The organism is Halobaculum sp. CBA1158 (genome assembly GCF_021431925.1).
Lineage (GTDB): Archaea > Halobacteriota > Halobacteria > Halobacteriales > Haloferacaceae > Halobaculum.
The window spans coordinates 1,715,461-1,740,137 of sequence record NZ_CP090371.1; the positions used below are offsets into that span (position 1 = coordinate 1,715,461).

General features: G+C 67.2%; 17 protein-coding genes, 1 tRNA gene and 3 rRNA genes. 9 read left to right on the top strand and 12 right to left on the bottom strand.

Going from position 1 to position 24,677, the window contains the following annotated elements:
• Window positions 1-90: 90 nt before the first annotated feature.
• Window positions 91-1,095 carry an ornithine cyclodeaminase family protein gene (locus tag Hbl1158_RS08995; protein ID WP_234296828.1) on the top strand — a complete coding sequence of 335 codons (1,005 nt, stop codon included), beginning with the start codon at window positions 91-93 and terminating at the stop codon, window positions 1,093-1,095.
• A 54-nt stretch (window positions 1,096-1,149) separates the two neighbouring features.
• Here the strand turns inward: Hbl1158_RS08995 and Hbl1158_RS09000 are convergent, their stop codons facing one another.
• The 7 genes from Hbl1158_RS09000 to Hbl1158_RS09030 all read right to left on the bottom strand — a co-directional run bounded on the left by Hbl1158_RS09000 (window position 1,150) and on the right by Hbl1158_RS09030 (window position 9,477).
• On the bottom strand, window positions 1,150-2,463 hold the full coding sequence (locus Hbl1158_RS09000; RefSeq protein WP_234296830.1) for an MFS transporter: 1,314 nt from the start codon (window positions 2,461-2,463) through the stop codon (window positions 1,150-1,152).
• Window positions 2,464-2,544: 81 nt separating this feature from the next.
• Window positions 2,545-3,243, bottom strand: a complete 699-nt coding sequence (locus tag Hbl1158_RS09005) for a GNAT family N-acetyltransferase (protein ID WP_234296832.1) — start codon at window positions 3,241-3,243, stop codon at window positions 2,545-2,547.
• Between the two features lie 2 nt (window positions 3,244-3,245).
• On the bottom strand, window positions 3,246-4,313 hold the full coding sequence (locus tag Hbl1158_RS09010) for an mRNA surveillance protein pelota (protein ID WP_234296840.1): 1,068 nt from the start codon (window positions 4,311-4,313) through the stop codon (window positions 3,246-3,248).
• A gap of 111 nt (window positions 4,314-4,424) precedes the next feature.
• Complete coding sequence (locus Hbl1158_RS09015) at window positions 4,425-5,138, bottom strand: DUF4013 domain-containing protein (RefSeq protein ID WP_234296842.1); 714 nt, start codon at window positions 5,136-5,138, stop codon at window positions 4,425-4,427.
• A 25-nt stretch (window positions 5,139-5,163) separates the two neighbouring features.
• Window positions 5,164-5,874 (bottom strand): DUF4013 domain-containing protein, encoded by a 711-nt coding sequence (locus Hbl1158_RS09020; RefSeq protein ID WP_234296844.1) that lies wholly within the window; start codon window positions 5,872-5,874, stop codon window positions 5,164-5,166.
• Between the two features lie 3 nt (window positions 5,875-5,877).
• Complete coding sequence (gene rqcH / locus Hbl1158_RS09025; protein WP_234296846.1) at window positions 5,878-8,004, bottom strand: ribosome rescue protein RqcH; 2,127 nt, start codon at window positions 8,002-8,004, stop codon at window positions 5,878-5,880.
• Between the two features lie 198 nt (window positions 8,005-8,202).
• Window positions 8,203-9,477, bottom strand: coding sequence for an MFS transporter (locus Hbl1158_RS09030; RefSeq protein WP_234299504.1), 1,275 nt, complete (start codon window positions 9,475-9,477; stop codon window positions 8,203-8,205).
• Window positions 9,478-9,685: 208 nt separating this feature from the next.
• On the opposite strand from Hbl1158_RS09030, the gene Hbl1158_RS09035 reads away from it, so the two are divergent.
• Entirely contained in the window at window positions 9,686-10,015 is a 330-nt protein-coding gene (locus Hbl1158_RS09035) for a DUF5785 family protein (protein ID WP_234296847.1), read from the top strand.
• Between the two features lie 124 nt (window positions 10,016-10,139).
• On the opposite strand, the gene udk is transcribed toward Hbl1158_RS09035, so the two are convergent.
• Window positions 10,140-10,853 carry a uridine kinase gene (udk, locus tag Hbl1158_RS09040; RefSeq protein ID WP_234296849.1) on the bottom strand — a complete coding sequence of 238 codons (714 nt, stop codon included), beginning with the start codon at window positions 10,851-10,853 and terminating at the stop codon, window positions 10,140-10,142.
• Between the two features lie 187 nt (window positions 10,854-11,040).
• Between udk and Hbl1158_RS09045 the strand changes: the two genes are divergently transcribed.
• The 6 genes from Hbl1158_RS09045 (at window position 11,041) to Hbl1158_RS09070 (ending at window position 15,886) form a co-directional block, all read left to right on the top strand.
• The gene (locus tag Hbl1158_RS09045; protein WP_234296851.1) at window positions 11,041-12,387 is read left to right on the top strand and encodes an ABC transporter substrate-binding protein; all 1,347 of its coding nucleotides are present in this window, start codon (window positions 11,041-11,043) and stop codon (window positions 12,385-12,387) included.
• 143 nt (window positions 12,388-12,530) lie between these two features.
• Window positions 12,531-13,679, top strand: coding sequence for an amidohydrolase family protein (locus Hbl1158_RS09050; RefSeq protein ID WP_234296853.1), 1,149 nt, complete (start codon window positions 12,531-12,533; stop codon window positions 13,677-13,679).
• A gap of 85 nt (window positions 13,680-13,764) precedes the next feature.
• Window positions 13,765-13,920, top strand: coding sequence for a hypothetical protein (locus Hbl1158_RS09055; protein WP_234296855.1), 156 nt, complete (start codon window positions 13,765-13,767; stop codon window positions 13,918-13,920).
• Between the two features lie 56 nt (window positions 13,921-13,976).
• Window positions 13,977-15,344, top strand: a complete 1,368-nt coding sequence (locus Hbl1158_RS09060) for an amidase (protein ID WP_234296862.1) — start codon at window positions 13,977-13,979, stop codon at window positions 15,342-15,344.
• Window positions 15,345-15,483: 139 nt separating this feature from the next.
• A tRNA-Glu gene (locus tag Hbl1158_RS09065) sits at window positions 15,484-15,558 on the top strand.
• 160 nt (window positions 15,559-15,718) lie between these two features.
• Window positions 15,719-15,886: a DUF1328 domain-containing protein gene (locus tag Hbl1158_RS09070; RefSeq protein WP_234296864.1), complete on the top strand. Its 168-nt coding sequence runs from the start codon at window positions 15,719-15,721 to the stop codon at window positions 15,884-15,886.
• Window positions 15,887-16,168: 282 nt separating this feature from the next.
• Here Hbl1158_RS09070 and rrf read toward each other — a convergent pair.
• The 3 genes from rrf to Hbl1158_RS09085 form a co-directional block, all read right to left on the bottom strand.
• Window positions 16,169-16,290: ribosomal RNA gene (gene rrf / locus Hbl1158_RS09075) — 5S ribosomal RNA — on the bottom strand.
• Window positions 16,291-16,468: 178 nt separating this feature from the next.
• A 23S ribosomal RNA gene (locus Hbl1158_RS09080) occupies window positions 16,469-19,403 on the bottom strand.
• Between the two features lie 349 nt (window positions 19,404-19,752).
• Window positions 19,753-21,225, bottom strand: a 16S ribosomal RNA gene (locus tag Hbl1158_RS09085).
• The 16S, 23S and 5S rRNA genes sit together here, the layout of an rRNA operon.
• Before the next feature lie 435 nt (window positions 21,226-21,660).
• Here Hbl1158_RS09085 and Hbl1158_RS09090 point away from each other — a divergent pair.
• Window positions 21,661-23,181 carry an HTTM domain-containing protein gene (locus Hbl1158_RS09090; protein WP_234296873.1) on the top strand — a complete coding sequence of 507 codons (1,521 nt, stop codon included), beginning with the start codon at window positions 21,661-21,663 and terminating at the stop codon, window positions 23,179-23,181.
• A 90-nt stretch (window positions 23,182-23,271) separates the two neighbouring features.
• Here the strand turns inward: Hbl1158_RS09090 and Hbl1158_RS09095 are convergent, their stop codons facing one another.
• The gene (locus Hbl1158_RS09095; protein ID WP_234296875.1) at window positions 23,272-24,561 is read right to left on the bottom strand and encodes an AAA family ATPase; all 1,290 of its coding nucleotides are present in this window, start codon (window positions 24,559-24,561) and stop codon (window positions 23,272-23,274) included.
• Window positions 24,562-24,677: the final 116 nt, after the last annotated feature.

Sequence of the window (24,677 nt, forward strand, 5' to 3'; positions counted from 1 at the left end):
TGTCCGTCGGGAGGCAAAACCGTTCGCATCGGGCGGGCGACCGCCTCCCGGCCGCCCACGCTTTTCACCGCCGGCGTCCAACCCCCGCCTATGACGGAGACGCTGTTCCTGACGAGCGCCGAGGTCGACGGGCTCGCGACGCCCGCCGAGTACGTCGAGGCGGTCCGCGAGGGGTACCGCCAGGTCGGCGAGGGCGCGCCGGCGGAGCCGCGGACGAAGCTCACGAACGCCGAGCCGCCGGGGATGCTCACCACCTACGCGGCCGTGCTACCCGAGACGGGCGCGATGGGCGGGTACATGTACGCCGCCGGCTTCGGCGAGCGCGACGCGTGGTTCGCGACGCCGCTGTTCGACGCGGAGTCGGGCGAGCCGCTGGCGCTGCTCGACGGGGCGTCGATGAACCCCTACAAGACGGGCGCGGCCGGCGCGGTCGGGGTCGACGCGCTCGCCCGCGAGGACGCCGCCTCGGTGGCCGTGATCGGCTCGGGCGCGCAGGCCCGGGGACAGCTCAAGGCCACCGCGACCGTGCGCGACCTCGAGACCGTCTGGGTGTACTCCCCGACGAAGGAGAACCGAGAGGCGTTCGCCGGCGACCTGAACCCGCAGCTCGACGCCTCCGTCGCCGCAGTCGCCAGCGCCGCCGCCGCCGTCGAGGACGCCGACGTCGTCATCACGGCGACGACCGCGAGCGAACCGGTGTTCGACGGCGACCTCCTGGAGCCGGGCACACACGTCACCGCGATGGGGCAGTACGACGCCGACAAGCGCGAACTCGACCACGCGACCATCGAGCGGTCGGTGTACGTTCCGGACCTGCGCGCCCGCGCCGACCCCGGCGGCGACGCCGGGTCGTTCCTCTCGGCGCTGGAGGCTGGCGTCGTCGACGAGGACCACATCCACGCGGAACTGGGCGAGGTCGTCGCCGGCGCGGCCCCGGGGCGCGAGGACGACGACGACGTCACCGTCTTCGACTCCGGAGGCACCGGTATCGAGACGGTCGCGTCGGCGTACATGCTGTACGAGCGGGCCCGCGAGGCGGACCTCGGACAGTCGATCGACTTCGCGCCGGCGAGCGAGGCGCTGACCGGCGAGTAGCCCGGGGTATCGACCCCGCAGTCACCGGCGAATCGGCGGTGTCGGTCGCCCGCGTCAGTCGTCGCCCGCGGCCGAGGCGGCGACCGCGTCGGCTCCCTCCCCTCGGCGGCGCTGTCGGACGTGGAGCGCGAGCGCGCAGACCGTCGCGACCACGCCGCCGGCGACGACGATCCCGAAGGCGACGCGGTAGCCCGCGGGGGTGTACGCCCGCGCGCCGTCGACGACGCGACCGGTCCAGTAGGCGTCCAGCGCCGCCCCGAGCACGGCCGGGAAGACAGCCGCGCCGAAGTACGCCATCCCGTTGACCGTGCCCGTGGCCGCGCCGCTGTCCTCGAGGTGGCGCTCCTTGGCGACAGTGTAAGCGACCGACGCGCCGCCGGTCATTCCCATGCCGAGGAACAGCACGAGCGCGACGACCGCCAGCGGCGGGGTGATCGCGACGAAGATGACGCCGTACGAGAGGACGAACACGACGCAGGAGGCGACGATCACCTCGGTTCGCCGGCCCGTGCGGTCCGAGAGCGCGCCGAACGCCGGCGACCCGATCGCGAAGCCGACGTTCGCCGCCAGCACGGCCGTCGCCGCCGTCGCCACCGGCACGTCGTACAGGTGGACGATGTACGGCACGCCCCACAGGCCGATGACGGTGAAGTTGAGCCCGAAGATGAGAAACAGCGCCACGCCCATGAGCCACGTGTCCACGTCGCCAAGGACCCGGCGCGCGCCAGCCAGCACCTCCCGGAAGGAGTCGGTGTCCGTGCCCGAATCCGCGCCCGCGGGCCGGTCGTCGGGGTCGGCCGGACGGTCGCGGACGAAGACGCCGACGGCGAGGGCGGCGAGGAACACCCCGGCGGCGGCGGCGTACAGGACGGTCCGCCAGCCCGCTGCTCCGGCGGCCAGCGCCAGCGGAGTCGTCGCCAGCACGCCGCCGATGCCCGCGGCCGCGATGGTGAATCCCGTCATCGTCGCGAACTCCTCGGGGGCGTACCAGTTCGCGCAGAACCGCAGGACAGCGACGTAGATCGCCGCGCCGCTCAGGCCGGCGAGAAAGCGCGCGGCGAAGCCGAACGCGAAGCTGTCGGCCGCGGCGAAGCCCGCGACGCCGACGGCCATTCCGGCGAGTCCGATCGAGACGACGCGGCGCGGGCCGTAGCGGTCGACGAGCAGCCCGGACGGGAGCTGTGCGGCCGCGTACACGTAGAAGAACGAGGAGTGCAACAGCCCGAGCTCGGCGGCCGTCGCGTCGAACACGGCCGCGAGGTCGCCCGCGAGCACCGCCGTCGAGTTGCGGAAGAAGTTCACGAACAGGAAGCCGAACGCGAGCGTCGCCCACATCAGGTGACGGCGGTACCGCGAGGGGATCGCCATGGTGTGCCCTTGTGTCGTACATCGGGGCTTGTATCTTCGGGCCACGGCGAACGCCTCCGGGCGGGCCGTCCCGACTCCCGCTCAGAGCGTGCGGCGCATCCGAACGTGCTCGATCCCGTCCTCGTCGAAGGTGCCGACCCCGTCGTCGACGGCGTAGCCGAGTCCCTCGTAGAACCCCGCCGCCCGCGTCTGCGCGTGGAGGACGACCGCCGAGAGGTCGCGGTCGCGAGCGCGCGCCTCCGCGGCGCGCATCACGCGCGCCCCCCAGCCCTCGCCCCGACGCTCGCGGGCGACGGCCACGCGTTCGATCTTCGCGACCCGACCGTCGCCGTCGTCGCTCGCGGCGTCGCCCGCGCGGTACTCGTCGTCGCCCGCGCGGTCCTCGGCGTCGCCGACGGAGGTGCCGCCATCGCCGTAATCGCCGCCTCCGGCGTATTCCTCGGCGTCGACGGCGCGGAGGCGGGCGACTGCGACCGGGTCGCCCGGGGGGTCGTCCCCGTCCCTGTTGTCATCGTCCGCGTTTCCGCCGTCCGCGTCGTCTCCGTCTGCGTCGTCTCTCCCGGCGTCGCGAACGAGCAGGTGATCGACCGACGACTCGAGTGGGTCGGCGTCGTGTTCGTCGAGTTCCAGTTCCTCGGGGACGCCCTGTTCGTCGACGAAGACGGCCATGCGGAGCGCGACGACCGCCTCCCAATCGGTCTGGGTGTCGACGACCGTGACGGAGTAGTCGCCGTCGGACGGCCGACCCGGCCCAGCCTCGTCGGAGTTCCGCTCGGTCATCGTTACTGGAGTCGGTACCGCAGGAGCGCGGCGACGCCCCCCAGGTTCCGGAGCTGTTGGCCCGGCGCGAACTCCCCGGAGAAGACGACCACGTCGCCGCCCTTCTGCTCGGCCGTCTCGATCAGGTCGTTCACGTCCACGTCCCAGTCGCCCTCGCCTTGGCGCTCGGCCCGGAGTCGGTCGTCGACGATGAGCAGCGTCTCGATCGCGCCGAACTCGGCGGCCTCCATCGTCTCATCGACGCCGTAGGTCGCCTTCGCGCCCTCGGCGATGCGCTCGGTGAGCTCGTCGATCAGCTCCGCCTCGCGGGCGATGCGCGTCTCGCGCTGCACGTCGGCGACGGCACCGCGCTTGAGCACCTCGTGGACGCCGCGGTCGCCGGCGGCGGAGGTGTCGACGACGCTGATCCGGTCGGGCAGGTCCCGGTACTCCTCGGCGATGTAGTCGCGGGCGTCGTTCTTCGTGAACCCCGGACCCGCGAGGATCACGGCCTCGGGGTCGAGGTGCGACAGCGCCGATCCCAGCTCCTCGAACAGTTCCTCGCGGGGGCGGGCGAAGTCGCCCTTTCCGGTCGGCTTGGTGAAGCTGGCGTACTCCTCGGTGCCGTACTGCTGGACCGTGTGAACGTACGCCGCTCCCTCCTCGACGGTCGCGATCGCCACGTCGGGGGCGTCGGTGGCCTCCTCGGCCTCCTCGATGCGCTCGATCTGGTCGGGCTTGAACCGCTTCTCGATGACCAGGTCGGTGCGCTCCTCGACGTTGATCGTGTGGTGGTGACCGATCTCGTCCTCGCGCGAGCAGTCGACGATCAGGCCGCCCACGCGCAGTCGGTTCGCGAAGCGGGCGAACTCCACGTCCTCCACCTCGATGGTGACGCGCATGTGCTCGCGCTCGCCGCCTTTGTCCCTGAGTTGGTCGTCGTCGCGGGTGACCCGCCGGGTCGTGTCGGCCTCGACGTGGTCGCCCGGTTCGAGGACGTGCGAGAGGTGCCACAGGTCGTCCGTCGTCTCGGGGACGACCGTGAGGCGCTCGCGGCCCTCCTCGCCGCGGCCGCGCGAGTCGATTCGCATACCCGCGACTCCGACCGGCGCGTACAAAGGCCCACCGAGACGATCGGCGGCGAGCCCGCACCGTCGACCGGGAGGGCGAGAGAACCCGGATGACCGGCGGCAAGAAGTCGCCTACAGCGTTTCTGTCGTCATCCGGGCGTCGCCGTCGTCCTCGCGGTCGACCCCGCCGTCGCCTCCGCCGTGGACGCCGGTCGCCTCGGCGAACCCGCGGCCGAAGCAGTAGTAGGTGACGACCTGGCCGTAGAACAGGAGCGGGATGCCGACGAGGAGGAACGCGAGCGGCGAGGCGACCGTGTTGATCACGCCCCCGAGCACGACGCCCAGCAGGACGCCGACGAGGTAGCGCGAGGAGAACGCCGCCTCGCGGATCGCCGCGAGGTCGAACGCCGCGCCGATCGACCCCTCCAGCGCGAAGTTCGTTATCGCGGCCGGCAGGACGTAGCCGACGACGATGGCGACGAGCGACGCGACGAGCAGGACCAACACGCCGAGGATCCCGAATGCCGCGAGACCGGCGTCGCTCCCCGTGAGTCCGCCCAGTCCGATGACGGCCGCGCCGACCACGAAGGGTATGGTGATCCCGACCCCGTAGATCACGGAGACCACGAGCAGTTTCAGTCCGTCCACGAGCAGGTCGCCCCAGTCGGTGAACGACGGCGCTGCCGCGTCGCCGTTCGCCGACGAACGCAGCACGCGGAGGAGATATCCCTGGAGGACGAACGCCGGAAGGATCAGGAAGCTGAACACCAGCAACAGTCCGCCGATCACGAGCGTCGCGAGTCGGTCGTCGCTGTCGAGCGGATACCGGAGCGCGTCCTCTAGCATACCCGACCGGTCAGTTGCTCGGTGGTTAACGGTTTCCCCCGACGCCGCGGCTCCAGACGGCCGCGGCGGCGACCTCCAGGTAGAACAGCCCGAAGAAGCCGACGAGGCTCGCGACCCTGTTTCCCGATCCGGCGAGGACCGTCCCCAGCAACAGCAGCGTCGCGCCGACGGTCCACGCGTAGAAGTACCGCCCAGTCGAGACGGTCCCTCGGAGTTGCCGAGGCGACAGCGCGTCGCGAACCCGCGAGACCGTCCCGTCGGCCGGGTCGCCGCGGGCGTACGCCGCCAACACGGCCGGGAGCGGGTAGACCGTCGCGACCGCGAACAGCAGGGTAGCTGTCCCGCCGACGAGCGTCGCGCCGTACCCCAGCGGCGTCGTCGGGTCGATCCCCCCGCCGGCGGCACCGCCGATCGCGCCGGCGACGGTGACGACGAGGACGACCGTCGGGACCAGGAGGAACCCGACGACGAGCGCGGAGCCGACGAGGCCGTCGCGGACGATCGCCGCCGGCGATCGAAACGATGGGAGCCGCCCCGGGTCGCTGGCGTCGCCGGCGACGCCGAGCACGCGCACGAGGTAGCCGACGACCGCGACGAGGGGGAACAGCGGCAGGGGAACGACCGGCCATGACACGGCAGCCAGCAGGTGGAGTCCGCCGCCGACCGCCAGCGCCTCGGCGGCCGCGCCGCGGTCTGCGGGGTCGCCGAGCGGGAACCGGATCGCCTCGGGGAGCACGGCTTACCCCTCGTGCACGTCGCTCTCGCCCGGCGGAAGGAACTCCTGTATCAGGTCCGCCGAGGCGACCTTGCGGACGAACGTGTCGTCGGCGAATCGGTCCTTCAGGATTCGGTAGCACTTCATCGCCGCGTCGTTCTGCGCGAACCGTCCCGGCGTGAGCCGGACGGTCGTCGCCGCCCGCGGCTCGACGGCCGACGGCGGCCCGCCGACGACCCTGGTCTCGGGTTCGGCCTGGACGCCGACGGCGACCTCCGCGGGCACGTCCCGGTAGTAGTCGCGGTCGCCGCGGATGACGAACCCGCCCTTCTCGATGTACTCGCCGGACTCGGGCGTCTTCGACACCTGATCGGGCGTGACGACGTACGCGTCGCCCGCGCCGCGGCCGTCCTTCCACACCGACGAGTACGAGACGGCGAACTGGGCGGCTTCCTCGCGCGAGGACTCCGGGATCGTCACGTCGCGGGCGGCCTCCGACGGGTCGGTCGCCTTGATCAGGGTGACCGGGCCGCCGTGGGCCTGCGCGTGGCAGAACAGGTCGTCGCCCTCCATGTAGTTCTTCACGAGTTCCTCGTTCTGATCGGCGTTTCGCCCGCCGATCACGAGGAACCCGTCGCTCGTCTCGAACCACCGGAAGCGGTCGTACCAGTAGTCGTGCCGCTTGACCGGGATCGACGACCGGGAGAGCCAGTCGGTCTCCGCGTCCTCGTCGCCGTCGGCGTCCGCCTCTCCGGCGTCGTCGGTCTCGCCGTCGCCGGCCGAGGAGTCGCCGTCTCCCTCCGCCCACTCCTCCTTTCGGCGTTTGACCGCTTCCAGTTCCTCGCGGGTGTTCTCGATCGCCTCGAGCGCGCCCTCTTTTTTCCCCTCGATGCGCTTCGCCTCCGTGTAGAGTCGGTCGGCGTTCTTCTCGGGGCCGGTCAGGGCGTCGAGCGTGACGACCGTCCCGTCGAGGTCGACCTCGACGGTGGCCGCGGAGCCGTCGACGCCCCGCACCGCCTCGGCCTCGGGGATGCCCCGGTCTGCGCCCTCGAGGAACGTCTCGTCGATCTCCTCCCAGCCGCGGCCCTCCTCGCGGGCGGCCTGGATCGTCGAGAGCACGTCGTCGACGAGGTCGTAGTGGGCGTAGACGGCCTCGGCCTTCTCGCGCTCCGCCTCCGCGCGCTCCTCGAAGTCGTCGATGGCCCCCTCCTGCTGGTCGATGATTCGCTGCTTCTTGGCGATCTCCGCCTCGAAGTCGGGGGCGTCGTCGACCTCCTCGTCCTCGGTGAGGTCGAGCCGGTGGAAGTACTCGTCGAGCGCGGCGTTGAAGTCGTCGTACGCCTCCGACTCGACGCCCTCGCGCTCCTCCAGCGGGAACGGCGTCACGTCGACGACCGCGTCGTCCTCCAGGTACACCCGAGGGTCGAGGTCGCCCGCGCGGAGCCGCTCGCCCATGCGCTCGATCGCGTCGTGGATCGGTCGGTACTGCTCCTCGTCGGCGTCGGCGATGTCGAGGGTCTTCTCGACGCCCGCGCGGGTGCAGAACTCCTCGGCGTAGAGGCCGCCCATGTTCAACTGCGTCGCGAGCGTTCGCACCACGTCGGTGTCGGACTCCTCCATCCGGGCCTCGAACACCTCGTAGCGCACGTCGAAGGGGTTCACCCGCGACTGCGGGAACTCGTACCGGCTGCCCGGCGCGACCGTCCGCGACTTCAGGCGGACCGTCTCGAGGCTGCGCTGGACCTCGCCGGTGTCGTCGAGGACGGCGACGTTCCCCTCGCCGAACAGCTCCGCGACGACGCGCGTGTTCTCGTCCGGGCGCTCGAAGTCGAAGGTGAGGATCCGGTCGAACTCGAACTGGGCTGCGTCGGCGAGTTCGCCGCCCGCCAGCCGCGAGCGGAGGGTCTTCGCGAACTCCGGGGGTCGACCGGGCGCGTCGGGGACGCGTGCGGGGTCGGCGACGTGACATCGCTTCACGTCGCCGGTCTCGACGAGGAGTTCGACCCGCCCGCGGTCGTAGTCGCGGAGCTTGAAGCGGACGAGGTCGTCGCCGTAGAGGTAGACCTTGTCCACCTTCGCGCCCTCGTACCGAGAGAGCTCCCCGGCGAGGGCCGCGAGGTCGACGCTCGTCATCTCTGTTTTCGGGTCCATCTGGTTGAGTCCGGGTAGTCGGGGCGGGTGTTTGGGCGTTGCGGGATCCGCACGGATCCCGAGGAATCCACGGCGAACCCACGACGAGTCCACGACGAGTCCACGCAAATCCACGACGAGTCCGCGCAGATCCACGGCGTACCCACGACGAACCGCGCTGAGAATCCGGGCCCCGACGGGGTACCGACGATCGACGGGCTACCGCCGCGACAGCACGACGCCCGCCCCGGCGGCGACGAACCCGAACGCCGCGAGCACAGCGAACAGCGTCGGGGGGTTCGCGTACGTCAGCACGGTGCCGGCGACCGCGCCGCCGAGCGCGCCGATGCCGAACACGCCGAGATAGGTGAAGCCGTACGACAGCCCGCGGGTGCCCGCGGGGGTGTACTCGGCGACGGTCGCCTGGTAGAACGGCTGGACGACGAACAGCGCGATACCCAGCACGGCACCGAAGACGAGGAACGGCCCGAACCCGAGGTTCGCGACCGGGAGGAACAGCAGCGCGAGCACGCCCAACAGTCCGAAGCTCAGCGCGATCCCGCGCTCGACGGGGATGCGGTCGGTGAGCTTCCCGCCGACGTACTGGCCGACGACGCCGATCATGAGCAGTCCGGAGTAGACGTAGTTCGCAGGCGACACCTCTCGCGTCGCGAGGTCGCCGAGGAGGTCCGCGAGCCCGCTCGGCAGCAGCGACCCGACGACGACCGGCGCGAAGCCCGGGAGGTCGTCGAGCAGTTCGGGCATGAACGTGAGCACGCCCCGGTAGTACAGTCCGGACATCATCACGACGAGGAACACGAGCGCGAAGCTGCCAGTAAACAGCAGACGCGACTCGGAGACGAACTCCGCGAGCGAGTCGACGCCGGAGGACGCCTTCGAGTCCCCCGCGTCCACGTCCCCTCCGTCCGCGGCCGTCTCGACGGCCGCCGTCTCGTCGAAGCTCGCGCGGACCGCGTACAGCGCCGCCGCCAGCGCGGGCACCGCGAGGATCGCCGCGACCGTGCGCCACTCGAGAAACAGGAGCATGAGCGTGGTCACGAGCGGGCCGAGTCCGATACCGAGGTTGCCCGCCATGCCGTGGTAGGCGAAGCCGGTGCCGCGTTCCTCGACGCCCTTCGACAGCAGCGCGAGACCGGCCGGGTGGTACACCGACGCGGCGACGCCCCACACGACCATCGCGAGCGTGACGGCGACGAGCCCCGGGGCGATCCCGAGCAGGAGGAAGGAGGCGGCCATCCCGACGAGACAGGCGGTGATGAGTCGGCGGGAGCCGACGCGGTCCACGAGGATCCCGCCCGGGAGCGCGCCCAGGCCGAACAGGCCGTAGCCGACCGTGACGAGTACGCCCAGCGTCGCCGAGGTGACCGCGATCTCGACGGGGCCCAGCGAGATCACGTCGAACTCGGCGAGCCAGATGGGGATGAAGATGGGGACCGAGAGTTCGTAGGTGTGGACCATGCCGTGTGCCAGCATGGTCAGGCCGACGATGGATCGGTCGTTCCGGTTCACACACGAACGACTCGCCCCGATCGTGTTGTACGCGTCGGTGTCGGCACGACCGGCCGTCGCCTCGGGAGCGGGCAGCACTCGGGTGGGTGGCAGTCGGGTGGGGAGCCACCGGGCGGAATCACGGGTGCCCGGAACGAAACGACTAATCGGTCGCCGTCACAACCCCGCGGTAATGAGCACGCAGGACTGGCCGCACGACCCCGACGGCGAGCAGGGAAGCGAGGGCCGCCGGAAGTACGGGCACGCGGTACTCGTGAAGAAGGTCGACGAGGAAGAGGACTTCCCGCTTCGCGCGGGCGACTACCGCGAGGAGTTCAGCGACCACCCGGTTCGGCTCGACGCCGACACCGTCGTCGCGGTCGACGACATCTTCGAACACATCGACGACGACACCGAGTTCGAGGACATCGTCACCTTCCACAAGGCCGTCGGCGAGGCGATGCGCGACAACGGCTACTGGACCTACGAGGGCGCAGAGGCGTTCACCCGCACTCGCGGGTGACGCGGCGGGAATCGAGGGAGGGATCCGAGAACCGGGAGACGGACCTAAAGATCGCGAGACGGACCCGAGGACCGGGTGTGAACTGAGAGAAGCGTTCAGAAACCGGGGTTCGGACCGTCCGAGCCTACTCGGGGCCGGGGGCGGGCGTCGAGTCTCGGTTGGCGGCGCGCTCGCCGGCGACCTCCCGTTCGAGTTCCTCGCGCTCCCAGGTGCGGACCCCCTCGCCTTCCACCTCGTTTTGAAGCTTCTCCTCGAGGAGGTTGACGGCCATCGAGTTTGCGCCCTCGGGGATGATCAGGTCCGCGTGCTTCTTCGTCGGCTCGATGAACTGCTCGTGCATCGGCTTCACCGTCGAGAGGTACTGGTCGATCACGCCCTCGAGGTCGCGGCCGCGGTCGACCACATCGCGCTCGATCCGGCGGAGGATCCGCACGTCCGCGTCCGTCTCGACGTACAGCCGAAGGTCGAGCATGTCGTTGATCCCCTCGTCGTACAGCGCGAGGATCCCCTCCAGCACGATCACGTCGGTCGGCTCGACGGTCACGGTATCGTCCTCGCGGTTGTGGATCTCGAAGTCGTACTGCGGCATCTCGACGCTCCCGCCCGACAGCAGGGTCTCGAGGTGCTCGCGTAACAGCTCCCACTCGAACGCCTCCGGGTGGTCGTAGTTCACCTGACGGCGCTCCTCGAAGTCGAGGTGTGAGAGGTCGCGGTAGTAGTTGTCCAGCGGGATCCGGGTCACGGAGTCGGCGACGCGCTCGGTGATGAGCCGCGACACCGTCGTCTTGCCCGCGCCGGTCCCCCCGGCGATACCGACGACGAACGAGGGGTACGCCATTGCAACACCGTCCCCCGCGCGAACGCTTGTGCGTGTCGGTCCGCGGTTCGCGCGTGTCGGTCCCCGTGCTTCCCCGGCAGTCGGTATGGCCCGGATGACGAGGGCGAAGCCGGAGCGAGCCCGTCGATCCCGTGTGATCATTACACGTTCGGTCAACTTTATAAACGGGTACGGCAATGGGGGACATATGGCACGCGATATCGACCGTCGTGACATTCTGAAAGGCGTCGGAACGGCCGGCGTCGTCGGAATGGCGGGCTGCATCACTCAGAACGACTCCGGCGGCGGTGGCGACACCGAAGCCGACTCGGGCGGCGACGACACCGAAGCCGACTCCGGGGGCGACGACACCGAGACGGAGGCGTCCGACGACTCCGAATCGATGCGGACGGTCCGGCACTCGGTGCTGATGCCGCTCACCGGCGACCTTGCGTCGCTCGGCGGGGCCATCCGCGACGGCGGGACGCTCCCGGTCAAGCAACTCAGGGCCGCTGGCGACATGCCCGTCGAGTTCGACCAGACCGTCGAGGACACACAGACCGACCCGCAGGCAGGGATCCAGGCGGCCAACGGGCTCGCGAACGCCGGCTATCCGACGGTGTGTGGGCCGGCCTCATCGGGCGTTAACCTCCAGGTGACCCAGCAGGTGTTCATCCCCAACGGGATGGTCGGGATCTCCCCCTCCTCCACCTCGCCGGCGGTCACCGACCTCGACGACAACGGACTCATCTTCCGGACGGCCCCCTCGGACGCGCTGCAGGGGCAGGTGATGGCCGACGTGGCCACGAACAACCTCGGAGACTCGACGGCGTCGATCATGTACGTCAACAACGACTACGGCCAGAAGTTGGCCGAGGTGTTCGAGGAGTCATTCGTCGATACCCACTCCGGGACCGTCCAGGAGTCCATCGCCTTCGCGAAGGAACAGTCCAGCTATTCTTCGCCGCTGTCGACGGCCATGGGCGACTCGCCGAGTCTGCTCGTCGTGATCGGGTACCCCGCCTCGGGTATCCAGATCTTCCGCGACTTCTACGCGGAGTACAACAACGACACCCACATCATGGTGACCGACGGGCTGCGCGACTCGACTCTCCCGGACGAGGTCGGGAACGACATGTCCAACGTCTACGGGACGGCCCCACAGGCGACCGGCCCCGGCCAGGAGGAGTTCGTCTCGCTGTACGAGGACGAGTACGACCGCGCGCCCGGCGCGTTCAACGCCCACGCCTACGACGCCTCGGCGGTGTGTCTGCTCGCGAACGTCGTCACCGGCGAGAACGAGGGCGACGCGATCAAAGAGAACATGACCGAGGTCGCCAACCCGAACGACGGGATGGAGGTCACGCCCGGCAATCTCCCCGAGGGGCTGCGTGCGGCCGCGGACGGCGAGGCCGTCTACTACCAGGGCGCGTCCTCGTCGGTCAACTTCGACGAGAACGGGGACATGACCGCCGTCACCTACGAGTACTTCAAGTTCAACACGGACGTCGAGGGCAACATCGAGTCGCTCGAGTCGATCGACTTCGAGGCCTGATCGGATCGACGCCCGTCGGGTTTTCCGTTCGTTCGCGTCCGTGACCGCTGTCGCTCGCGGCGACCTCGGAGCCTCGCTACGAAACACCCCCGTCGACCGCCGGCACCGCGGTCTTTAGCATCCCGGGAGCCGTCCGCCGCCGTATGCACGTACTCAGAAACGGCACCGTCGTCGATGCCGACGGCGTCCGCGAGGCCGACGTGGCGATCGAGGACGGCGAGATCGTCGCCGTCGGCGACGTTGGACGCGGCGACACCGAAACGGATCTCAGCGGTCAGTTCGTCGCCCCGGGACTGGTCGACTCGCACGTCCACCTCATGATGGACGGCCGCCCCGACGTGGCGACCGCCCAGCAGGAGAGCAGCTACGACCGCTCGTACATCGCCGCGGGGAACCTCCGGGCGGCCGTGGAGGCTGGCGTCACGACCGTCCGCGACCTCGGCGCGCCCGGGAGCCTCGCGATCGACGCGGGTCGCGCCGTCGCCGAGGACCGACTGATCGGTCCGCGCGTGCTCGCCGCCGGCCAGAACGTCGTCATGACGGGCGGGCACGGCCATTGGTTCGGTCGCGAGGCCGACGGGCCCGACGAGGTCCGCAAGGCGGCCCGCGAACAGCTCAAACGCGGCGCGGACGTGGTGAAGTGCATGGCCACCGGGGGCGTGCTCACCGAAGGCGCACGGACGGGCGCGCCGGAGCTCACGCCCGAGGAGCTGGCCGCCCTCGTCGACGCCGCCGGCGCGAAGGGCGTCCCGACGGCGGCGCACGCCCACGGAAAAGAAGGGCTCCTCAACGCCGTCGACGCCGGGATCACGAGCATCGAGCACGGGACGTTCATGGACCGCGAGGCCGCCGCCGCGATGGCCGACGCCGGCACCTACTGGGTGCCGACGGCGTCGGCGCTCGAGAACATCGTCGACAACCCCGACGCCGGGATCCCCGAGTCGGCGATGACGAAGGCCCTCGAGGCCGCCGACGCGTTCGCGTCGTCGTTCGACCACGCCGCCGAGGAGGGCGTTCGCGTCGCGATGGGTACCGACGCCGGGACGCCGTTCAACCACTTCGAGGACATCCCCGACGAACTCGCCTACATGGTCGACTACGGGATGACGCCGGCGGAAGCGCTGGAGGCCGCCACCGTCACCGGCGCGCAGCTGTGCGGGCTCGACGACGTGGGGCTCGTCGCCGAGGGCTACCGCGCCGACCTCGTCGTGCTCGACGACAACCCCGCCGAGGACGCCGACGCCTGGGGCGACCCCGTCGCCGTGTTCGCTGACGGCGAGCACGTGGTCTGAGGCGGCCGGCCGACCGCCGTCGAACGCGCGTGACGGCGGACGATCGGGAGTGCCTTTTTATCGAAGAAGTGATTTGGTCCGAACGATGCCGGAGTGTAACAACTGTGGTGGGTTCGTGACGGAGCGGTACGTGCGGGTGTTCGCGCCGGACGGCAGCGAGAACGTTCGAGTATGTCCCAACTGCGAGGACAAACTCCGCGACGGAGCCGAGGTACGTGAGGCACGGTCCAAGCGGACCTGAGTCGATACCGCCGATATTCTCCGAAGAACTACTACCGAGGGGCGGTAGCGACCGGCATGACCGACGACCGATCCAACGACCACCATCGATCCGACGACAACCGTCGATCCGGCGAGCAGCTCGCAGACCTCGCGGCCGCGCTGCGCGCCGGCGATCGGGACCCTGCGGCGTACGCCGAGGAGATCCGCGACCGAATCGACGACCGCGACGACCGCGTCCGCGCCTGGGTCGACGGCGCGAAGAGCCGGTCGTGGGCGGCGGCGGAGGCCGAGGCGATGGCGGATCGACACCCCGACGGCTCGCGTCCGCCGCTGTTCGGCGTCCCGGTCGGCGTGAAGGACATCATTCACGTCGACGGCCTCGCGACGCGCGCCGGTTCCTCGCTTCCCCCGAGCGAACTCGTCGGACCGGAGGCGACCGTCGTGCGTCGGCTCCGCGAGGCCGGCGCGCTCGTCGCCGGCAAGACGCACACGACCGAGTTCGCCTACTTCGAGCCCGCCCCGACGCGCAATCCGCACGACACCGATTACACCCCGGGCGGATCCTCCAGCGGCTCGGCCGCGGCGGTCGCGACCGGCACAGCCCCCCTCGCGCTCGGAACGCAGACCGTGGGGTCGGTGATCCGACCGGCCGCCTTCTGCGGCGTCGTCGGCTTCAAACCCAGCTACGGCCGGGTTCCGACCGACGGTGTGATCCCCCTGTCGGCGTCGGTCGACCACGTCGGCGTCTTCACCCGAGACGTCGCCGGCGCGGCCCTCGCGATGTCGGTGATCGCGGACGACTGGAGCGGGGCCACCATCGGGGAGGGCCCCACCGTCGAGGCAGGCCCCGGCGGCCGGCCGACGCTCGGCGTGCCGGACGGGCCGTACCTCGACCAGGCGACCGAGGCGGGGCGGGCGGCGTTCGACGACGCGATCGCCGCGCTCGAGGCGGCGGGCTACGACCTCGTCCGCGCCGAGCCCTTCCCGGAGATCGACGCGATCAACGACCGTCACAACCGACTCGTCGCCGCCGAGGCCGCGCTCGCGCACGGCGACTGGTACGCCGCACACGCCGACCGGTACGCCGACGCGACGGCCGATCTCATCGAGGAGGGCCGCGACGCGCCCGTCGCGGCTCTCGTCGACGGGCGACGCGGTCGACACCGACTCCGCGAACGCCTCGCGAGCGAGGCAGACGACCTGGGCGTCGACGCGTGGGTCGCCCCCGCCGCGCCCGGGCCCGCGCCAGAGGGGATCGACGACACCGGAGACCCCGTGATGAACCTCCCGTGGACGCACGCCGGCCTCCCGACGGTCGGGCTGCCGGCGGGCGACGTCGACGGACTCCCCGTCGGCGTGCAGGTCGCCGCCGGGTTCGACGCCGACGAGCGCCTCCTCCGGTGGGCCCGGGAGCTCGCATCCGCGGTCGCCGACGCCGCCTGACCGAGCGCGGCAGTCGGCGATCCGATTCTCTTCGACGGGGTGGCTCGCCACGGCAGATCCCCACACGGCGGCCCCGAACCGACACCGTTTTACTGGTAACAGGCATACGTTGGGACGCACTCAGGTAGTGCGTCACCGCGCTCCGGTGGTGTAGTCCGGCCAATCATATTGCCCTCTCACGGCAATGACCAGGGTTCAAATCCCTGCCGGAGCAGTTCTCGCCGAATTCGACGACGAGCAACTCGCTCGTCAGCTCTCGTCGCTACGGATCCCTCGTCGTAGACACGTCGTAACAATGCCCGGGAATCGCGTATCGAAGCGACGTGCTTTCAGCAACTGTTGCCTCCAGCGTGACGGCGGCGTATCGACTCCCGATGCAACTGTTCAGCGGAGAGTTTCTGCAGTACGCCGTCGTGTTCTTCGTGCTCGCGCTCGTCGCCGCCGTCCTCGGCGCGCGCGGCGTCGCGGGGGTGAGCATGACGATCGCGAAGTGGCTCGTGATCGTCTTCATCGTACTCGCCGTCATCTCGCTGGTCCTGTAGCCGTCGGGAGAGTCGTCGCCGACGGCGTCCTTCCTCGCATTCGGTAGCACACACCCCTGATGTGACCGTGCTCGTCCTCGACGTTCGGCGACGGATCTCGCGTACGGACCGGTGAGGAACGACCGGAGCTGACTCCGCTTGGTACCGGGTGTCGGATGGGGTGACGCGAAGTCGCTGTCACTGTGGGGACTCGCGTCTGTGGGTGTGTGTGTATATGAAAACCGCCCACCGGTGTGGGGGCCGGTGGGCGGTGATGTGTCTGGTTCGTGTGTGTGTATGAATGGTGGGCGGCGAACCGGTGTTTCCAGAGGCTCGCGCACTCCAGGACTTGCCGGAACGCTGGCGGGCTTAACGACCGTGTTCGGAATGGGTACGGGTGTTTCCCCGCCGCTGTGGCCGCCCGAATTCCGACCATCGGGAATGATCCGATGTACGCCGTCGTCGGTGGTGAATCGAACCCGGGGGTGATCCCGGGTTCGGATTCGGGTGTGGACCGTGTCGGGTCCGGTATGTGTGTGTGTGGTAACCGTGGTGTACGTGCAATCCAGCTAACGCCTGGACCCGTTCGTGGGTCCCAGTGCATATGAGTGTGGCTTGACCTGTTAGTGCTCGCGGACTGAACGCCTCGTTGCCTTGGCGCGTACATCCCGAGTCTATTGAACTCGTCTTGGACGAGTGGTCTCGGTGGTACTTCTTTTCCAGGTGGGTTTCGAGCTTAGATGCGTTCAGCTCTTACCCCGTGTTGCGTAGCTTCTCGGCAGCTGCCCTCTCGGACAACCGATACACCAGTGGCAACCAGTCGTAGTTCCTCTCGTACTATACGACCGTTCCCGTCAAGTACCGTAACACCCCCAATAGATAGCAGCCGACCTGTCTCACGACGGTCTAAACCCAGCTCACGACCTCCTTTAATAGGCGAACAACCTCACCCTTGCCCGCTTCTGCACGGGCAGGATGGAGGGAACCGACATCGAGGTAGCAAGCCACGCGGTCGATATGTGCTCTTGCGCGTGACGACTCTGTTATCCCTAAGGTAGCTTTTCTGTCGTAAATCCGGGCCATTGAGGCCCGTGATCCGTTCGCTAGACCACGCTTTCGCGTCAGCGTCACTCGCTTGGAATGACACTGTCAAACCTCCTTGTGCTCTTGCGCTCTTCCGCGGGTTCCTGTCCCGCGTGAGGAGATTTTGGGGCGCGCTCGATATCTTTTCGAGCGCGTACCGCCCCAGTCAAACTGCCCGGCTACCGGTGTTCTCCTCCCGGAGTGAGAGTCGCAGCCACTAACGGGTAGTATTTCAGGTGTGTCTCGGTGGCCCGCTGGCGCGGGTACCTGTGTGGTGACTCCTACCTATGCTGCACGTTAGCGGCCACGTCTCAGCGACAGCCTGCAGTAAAGCTCTATAGGGTCTTCGCTTCCCCTTGGGGGTCTCCAGACTCCGCACTGGAACGTACAGTTCACCGGGCCCAACGTTGGGACAGTGTGGCTCTCGTTGATCCATTCATGCGAGTCGCTACTGAAGCGACAAGGTACTACGCTACCTTAAGAGGGTCATAGTTACCCCCGCCGTTGACAGGTCCTTCGTCCTCTTGTACGAGGTGTTCAGATACCTGCACTGGGCAGGATTCAGTGACCGTACGAGTCCTTGCGGATTTGCGGTCACCTGTGTTGTTACTAGACAGTCGGAGCCACCGAGTCACTGCGACCTGCCTCGCGAAAGGCAGGCATCCCTTATTGCGAACGTACGGGACTAACTTGCCGAATTCCCTAACGTCGGTTGTTCCCGTTGGTCTTGGCTTGCGCTGCCAGGGTACCTGTGTCGGATCTCGATACGAACACCACGCTCGTCTTTTCACGGGCTCTGGGTAGTGGTGACTTGCGCTGTTTCAGGCTTCTCTCGCTTCGTGCCGTTACGGCTTCCACGGGATTCCCTGATTGGACCGGGCGAGTGCCCGGTTCACCAGTTCCCAAAGCGTCGACTTTCAGTGCGTGGTGGCACTGGAATATTAACCAGTTTCCCGGTTGTCCGGTTCGAATTGCGGCCGGACTTAGGATCGGCTAACCCTCGGCTGATTGGCAGTGCCGAGGAACTCTTACCCTTCAGACCTTCGGGGTTCGCACCCGAATATCGCTGCTACTGTGACCAGGATTGTCGTTACTGTCTGGTCCACGCGAGTTCTCACCCGTGCTTCCGCCCGGACAGTACGCCGACCTACACGGTTCCCTTCTTACAGGGACGGTTAGGTATCAGAGGTGGATTTGAGTCCCGTTCATTTTGGGTGCCTTGAACCTCGGCCGGTAAGCTGTTACGCTTTTCTTAGCGGGTAGCTGCTTCTAAGCTCACCTCCCGGCTGTTTAGGGCTCAAGACGGCCTTCAGAGGATTACACTTAATCCACACTTTGGGTCATTAACCTAACTCTGGGTTGTTCCCCTCACGGTGCCCAAGCTTACCCCGGGACACCGGACTCCCTCCGTCGACAGCGTTCGTACGTTCGGAGTTCGACAGAGAGGCCGACTCCTCTCGGAGGCGGGTCTCTCAATCGGTGGCTCTACCGCACGAACTACCTCGGGAGAGGTCATGCTTCGACATGTTTCGGTCGGAACCAGCTGTTGCCGAGTTCGATGGGCCTTTCACCCCTACTCCAAGATCACGCGAGGGTATTGTAGGACACCAACGCTAACAGGCCTCCACGTGCCTTTCGGCACGCTTCACCTTGCCTCGGAGTAGATCACTCGGTTTCGGGTTGTACTGCTTCGACTCCCCGCGCTTGAACACGGTGGCCCTCGTCGTGAGACTGCGGCCATATCGGTTTCCCTGCGCCTTCCACGATGAACGTGTTAGACTCGCCGGAGTAGTACACTCCCTGGTTCGTTTTTCAAAACGCACGACGCGACATCGGCTCCCCACTCGTCTTACTGGAGGCTCGCGCCTCGGTCATTCTGAGTGGGGCCTTTCATGCCCCGTCGCTCGATCGCCAGCTGATTTCAGGCCCTGTTGCACCGCCCTTCTCGGGGTGCTTTTCAGCGTTCGCTCACGCTACTTGTTCGCTATCGGTCTCGAGGAGTGTTTAGTCTTCTCAGTCGATGCCTGAGATATTCACGAGGGATATCCAACCCCCGCTACTCTGGGAACTGATCCGCGGTTCGTGTTCGTGATACGGGACTGTCGCCCTGTATCGTGCTCCGTTCCAGGAGACTTCTCACGAACTCGAACTGCTTGGTATCAGCCCGAACACCACATTGCCTGCGAGGTTTTGAACCTCGAGGCTTCGGTTTGGACTGTGTCGCGTTCACTCGCCGTTAGTAACGACATCTCGGTTTGATTTTTCTTCCTGCTCCTACTGAGATGTTTCAATTCGGAGCGTTCCCCATTGCGCGTGGCAATTGTAGAGGGATTCCCATTCGGAGATCCGTAGTTCTTCGCCTCCATGCGGCTCCCTACGGCTTATCGCAGCTTGGCACGTCCGTCGTCGGCTCTCGAGCCGAGCCATTCACCAGCTGGCACAGTAGCCAGTTGACTGATGGTACACTGTGACCCAGTGAACGGGTCCAGTGGACGTCTGGATTGCACGTACATACGGTCGTCATCGCACGTCCCGTGGGTGTCACGCGAGCGTGCTCAACCCTTCCCATTCCCGCTCTCGCGGAATGGTGCATCGATCGTGTGTACCAGTTCATCTCCCCGTGCCACACTTAAGGGGCACGGTTCGAATCGCGGTACGAGAGTGACCCACAGGGAATCGAACCCTGTCGAGGTACCAACGAGGTCTGAAGACGAGCCCCGATAGTTCGAAGGTGTCTGGTCGCTTCCGCGAGCGCCACGAAGACCTCTAAGGTGGGCCAGGCGCGTCGGCCTGGTCCCGTTCTGTGGAGGTGATCCAGCCGCAGATTCCCCTACGGCTACCTTGTTACGACTTAAGCCCCCTTGCGAAGCCCAGATTCGACCTGGCAACCCAGGCCTCATCCGGACCTCACTCGGGTGCTTTGACGGGCGGTGTGTGCAAGGAGCAGGGACGTATTCACCGCGCGCTTGTGACACGCGATTACTACCGAATCCAGCTTCATGTGGGCGAGTTTCAGCCCACAATCCGAACTACGACCAGGTTTCTGAGATTACCGTCGCCTTTCGGCGTTGGAACCCATTGTCCTGACCATTGTAGCCCGCGTGTAGCCCAGCCCATTCGGGGCATACTGACCTACCGTTGCCCGTTCCTTCCTCCGCCTTGGCGGCGGCAGTCTCCCTAATGTACCCAACGACCTCGTGGGTCTTGCTGGCAATTAGGGATGCGGGTCTCGCTCGTTGCCTGACTTAACAGGACGCCTCACGGTACGAGCTGACGGCGGCCATGCACCTCCTCTCTGTTCGTCTGACAAGCTCATCACACTGGTCTTCATTCGAACAGTCGGGGCTGGTGAGATGTCCGGCGTTGAGTCCAATTAAACCGCAGGCTCCTCCGGTTGTAGTGCTCCCCCGCCAATTCCTTTAAGTTTCATCCTTGCGGACGTACTTCCCAGGCGGTTCGCTTCTCGGCTTCCCTACGGCACAACACAGACGCGTAGTCTGCGTCGCACCTAGCGAACATTGTTTACAGCTGGGACTACCCGGGTATCTAATCCGGTTCGAGACCCCAGCTTTCGTCCCTGACCGTCGGAGCAGTTCTCTCAAGATGCTTTCGCCATCGGTGGTCCGTCCAGGATTACGGGATTTCACTCCTACCCCGGACGTACCTCTTGAGTCTCCCTGTCCCAAGCCGTGCAGTTTCCGCCGGACGCCTACCAGTTGAGCTGGTAGATTTCCCGACGGACTTGCCCGGCCGGCTACGGACGCTTTAGGCCCAATAAAATCGGTCATCACTCGAGCTGCCGGTATTACCGCGGCGGCTGGCACCGGTCTTGCCCAGCTCTTATTCGTGCATCGCCTTAGGGTGCACAAAAGCGAAGGCACTATGCCTCCGCACTCGGAGTCCCCCTATCGCACTGTCGTGCAGTGTAAAGGTTTCGCGCCTGCTGCGCCCCGTAGGGCCCGGAATCTTGTCTCAGATTCCGTCTCCGGGTTCTTGCTCTCACAACCCGTACCGATTATTGGCACGGTGGGCCGTTACCCCACCGTCTACCTAATCGGCCGCAGCCTCATCCTACAGCGTCGGAACGTTTCACACTCTCAGCAGTTCCAGCGTGAGAGCGATATCCGGGATTAGCCTCAGTTTCCCGAGGTTATACCGGTCTGTAGGGTAGATTGGCCACGTGTTACGGAGCTATTCGCCACGGGGCTGAACCCGTGCGACTAGCATGGCTAAATCGGACTCCGATAGCAATGACCTCCGGCAGGATCAACCGGAATGTCTCCCCCAAAGGGGGAGGGTTGGCGGGTCATATCGTGGCGACATCGTGGAACCGACCAGATGTCACCGAACTATCGGGGCTGACATCAGATACCGTCTTGCGGCGGACCGCAGGGGCGGAATCCTCATGGCGTGACGCCGCGCCGACCGCGGCGCGCTTCACATCACATCGGATGGCAGGGGTACGTAAAAGCCCGTCGTCTCGCCGTCGCCGAGTCACGTGTCCACGTGGGGGACGATCTCATCCCCGTTGACTCGGACGGCTTGTCGCGTAGCGTCACAAAGTATTCATCTGCGAGATGGCTCGATGGGGTCACGTGTCCCTCCACGGCCGTGTTTGCGATCTCGTTCGATCGGGCCGATCGGCGGTTCGGGCCCGGTTCGGCGTCGATCCTCGGGCCCTCGTAGCGCTCCGGATATCGCTCGCGACGCTGGTGCTCGCTGATCTGTGCCTACGGGCTCGTTCCCTGCGGTTCTTCTACACCGACTCGGGGGCGCTCCCGCGGTCGCTGCTGGCGCTCCGGTATCCGCTCACGTCGCAGTTGTCGATTCACACCCTGTTCGGTGGGGCGTGGTGGATCGGACTGTTGTTCGCGCTCGCGGCTCTCGCCGCGCTGGCGCTGCTGACGGGGTATCGGACGCGACTGGCGGCCGTCTGTTCGTTCCTCCTGCTCGTCTCCCTGCACGCGCGCAACCCGATCGTGTTGAACGGCGGGGACTCGCTGCTGCGGCGGACGCTCCTGTGGAGTCTGTTTCTCCCGCTCGGAAGCGGGATGACGCTCGCGCGTGAGCCGACAGAGAGCAGCGGCGGCGACGACGACCGCGTCCGCGACGGAAATGACGACAATTACGGACGGTATTACCATCCAGCGGCGGTCGGACTACTCGTTCAGCCGATTCTGCTGTACGTCGTGAACGCGATCATCAAGTTCAGAGGCGACGCGTGGCCGAGCGGCCGGGCGGTCAGGATGGTGTTCAGTATCGACGCGCTCACCGTGTTCCTGGGAGAGGAACTGGCCGAGTACCCCACGCTGCTGGAGGTGCTCGGGATCGGTTGGCTCGCATTGCTGTGTGTCTCCCCCCTGCTCGTGCTCGCGACCGGTCGCCGACGGACGCTGATCGTCGGAGCGTTCGTGGCCGCACACGTCGGAATGGCGCTGACGCTCGGTATCGGACTGTTCCCGCTCGTCAGCGTCGTCGCGCTGCTTCCGCTTCTCCCCCCGTCCGTGTGGGACGCTGTGCAACGACGGTGGGATCCTGCGGTCGAACGCGCCTGCGCGCTCGAAGCGGGGATAGCCGCGTCCGCGACCGCGACTCGTGTCTGTCACGTGCGATCGCGCGTAGCCAGCGGCGGACCGTTTCCGGCGGTCAACCGCGTCTCGGAGTCGTTCGCCCGTACGTTCGGGCCGGTGTTCGAGACGGGGTCGTCCGCATGGGCGACCGCGCGCGCGTTCGTCCCGAGCGGGCGAACGGTCGCGGCGGTGCTACTCACCGTCGTACTCCTCTGGAACGGAGCGGCGTTGGGTGCGGTGTCGCTCCCCCAGAGCGACGAGCTCGGGATCAGCCCGTCTGAGACGCGGTGGGACATGTTCGCACCGTCGCCCCCGACGAACGACGTGTGGTACGTCGCCGCTGGGACGCTCGCCTCGGGCGAGCGCGTAGATGTCATCCGCGGCGGCGACGTACGGTGGACTCGGCCGGAGCGGTTGGGTACGTCGTACCCGAGCGCCCGATGGCGAAAGTATCTGGAGGAGGTTCGCTGGGGGGACGACGATAGACTCCGAAATCGGTTCGTCTCGGGGCTGTGTACGCGGTGGAACGCGCGCCACGACGGAGACCGGAGGCTACGCGCGCTCACCCTGTATACGGTCAGCGAGCCGACCCGACTCGACGGCCCCGAACCGAGCAGTCGCGAAGCCGTAGCGACGCGCGAGTGCGGGGAGCACGGGGCGTGATCCGACGCGGCGTCGCCGGCGTCGAAGTCGAGCGATCGCGGCGCATCGGCGTTCGACGGGTCGAGCACTCGAAAACTGGTGTCGATCGGCTCAGGAGTCACCGAGACCGGCATCTCGGAGGATACGGTCGATGTCGAGCGAGACGCCGTCGAGGGGGAGCTCCGAGTCGTCGATCGCGTCGCGGACCTGTTCGACCGTGAGCGCCTCCGACAGCTCGTAGGTGTTGTACTGGCCGCCGCGGAGCCCCTCGTTGTTCTGATAGGAGTGCAGGAATCCAAGCATGTCGAGGCGGGTGAGGTGGTTGTACATCCCCCGCTGGGAGAGGGGGTCGTCGCCGGCGGCCTGCGCGAGTCGACGGTACGCCGCGTGGATCGCCTTCGTTCTCACCGGCGTTCGGCCGTCGGCGTCGAGGCGCGAGATCGCCGAGAGGATGAGCTGTTTGTGCTGGTCTTGGTCGGCGACCGACTCGACCATGTCGCCGTAGTCGAGTTCCTCCTTCGCCGCGTACACGTCGTCCGGTTCGATCGGGACGTGTCCCTCGTTCTCCGCGTGTTCGGCCGCCTGCTTGAGCAGGTCCATCGCCCGGCGTGCGCTCCCGGAAGAGTTGCGGACGGCGAGGGCGGCACACAGCGACAACACCTCCTTCCCGTAGGTGTCCGGGTGGAGCGCCCGTTCGGCCCGGGCCTCGATGATCTCCTCCAATTCGGCGGCGGTGTAGGCGGGGAACTTGATCTCCGTCTCACACAGCGTGTCGCGGACCTTCGGTGAGAGGTTCGAGCGAAACGTGTAGTCGTTGGAGATTCCGATGAGGCCGATCCGGGTGTTCTCGACGTAGCCGATGTCGCGGGCGCGCGGGAGATCGTACAGCAGGGTGTCGGACTCACCGACGCGGTCTACCTCGTCGAGCACGATGAGCACGGTGCCCCCGATGTCCTCGAGTTCGTCGTACAGCATCTCGTACACCTCGCGGGCGGCGTAGCCCGTCGAGGAGACGGTCTCGCCGTCGCGAAGTTCGTTCACGAGCGCGATTGCGACCTGGTACGACGAGGCGGTTCCGTCGGCGGGCGCGAGGTTCTGGCAGTTCACTCGAACGTACGTGAACCCCCGCTCGTCCCCCGGGGCGTCCGCGTTGCGCGCGTCGATATCGGCGTCGAGTTCCTGGAGGAGATACTTCGTCGCCGCCGTCTTCCCGACGCCGGTGTCGCCGTAGAGGAAGGCGTTGCGCGGGGGTCGACCTTTGTACACCGGCTTTAGCGCGTTCACGTAGTCCTGCATCACGTCGTCTCGGCAGAGGATCTCCGCGGGTGTGTGTTCCTCCGTGAACAGATCCGCGTTGCGGATGATCTCCACGTCGTCTTCGAATATCGAACTGGACCCCATTGTCGCACCAGCAGGTGAGTCCACTCCCCGTATAAGACTGTGGAACTGCGAGTGCTTTCGGGTGCTTTCGAGTGTTGACCGGGGTGCTTCGAGTGCTCTGCAAGTGTGTGCGCGAG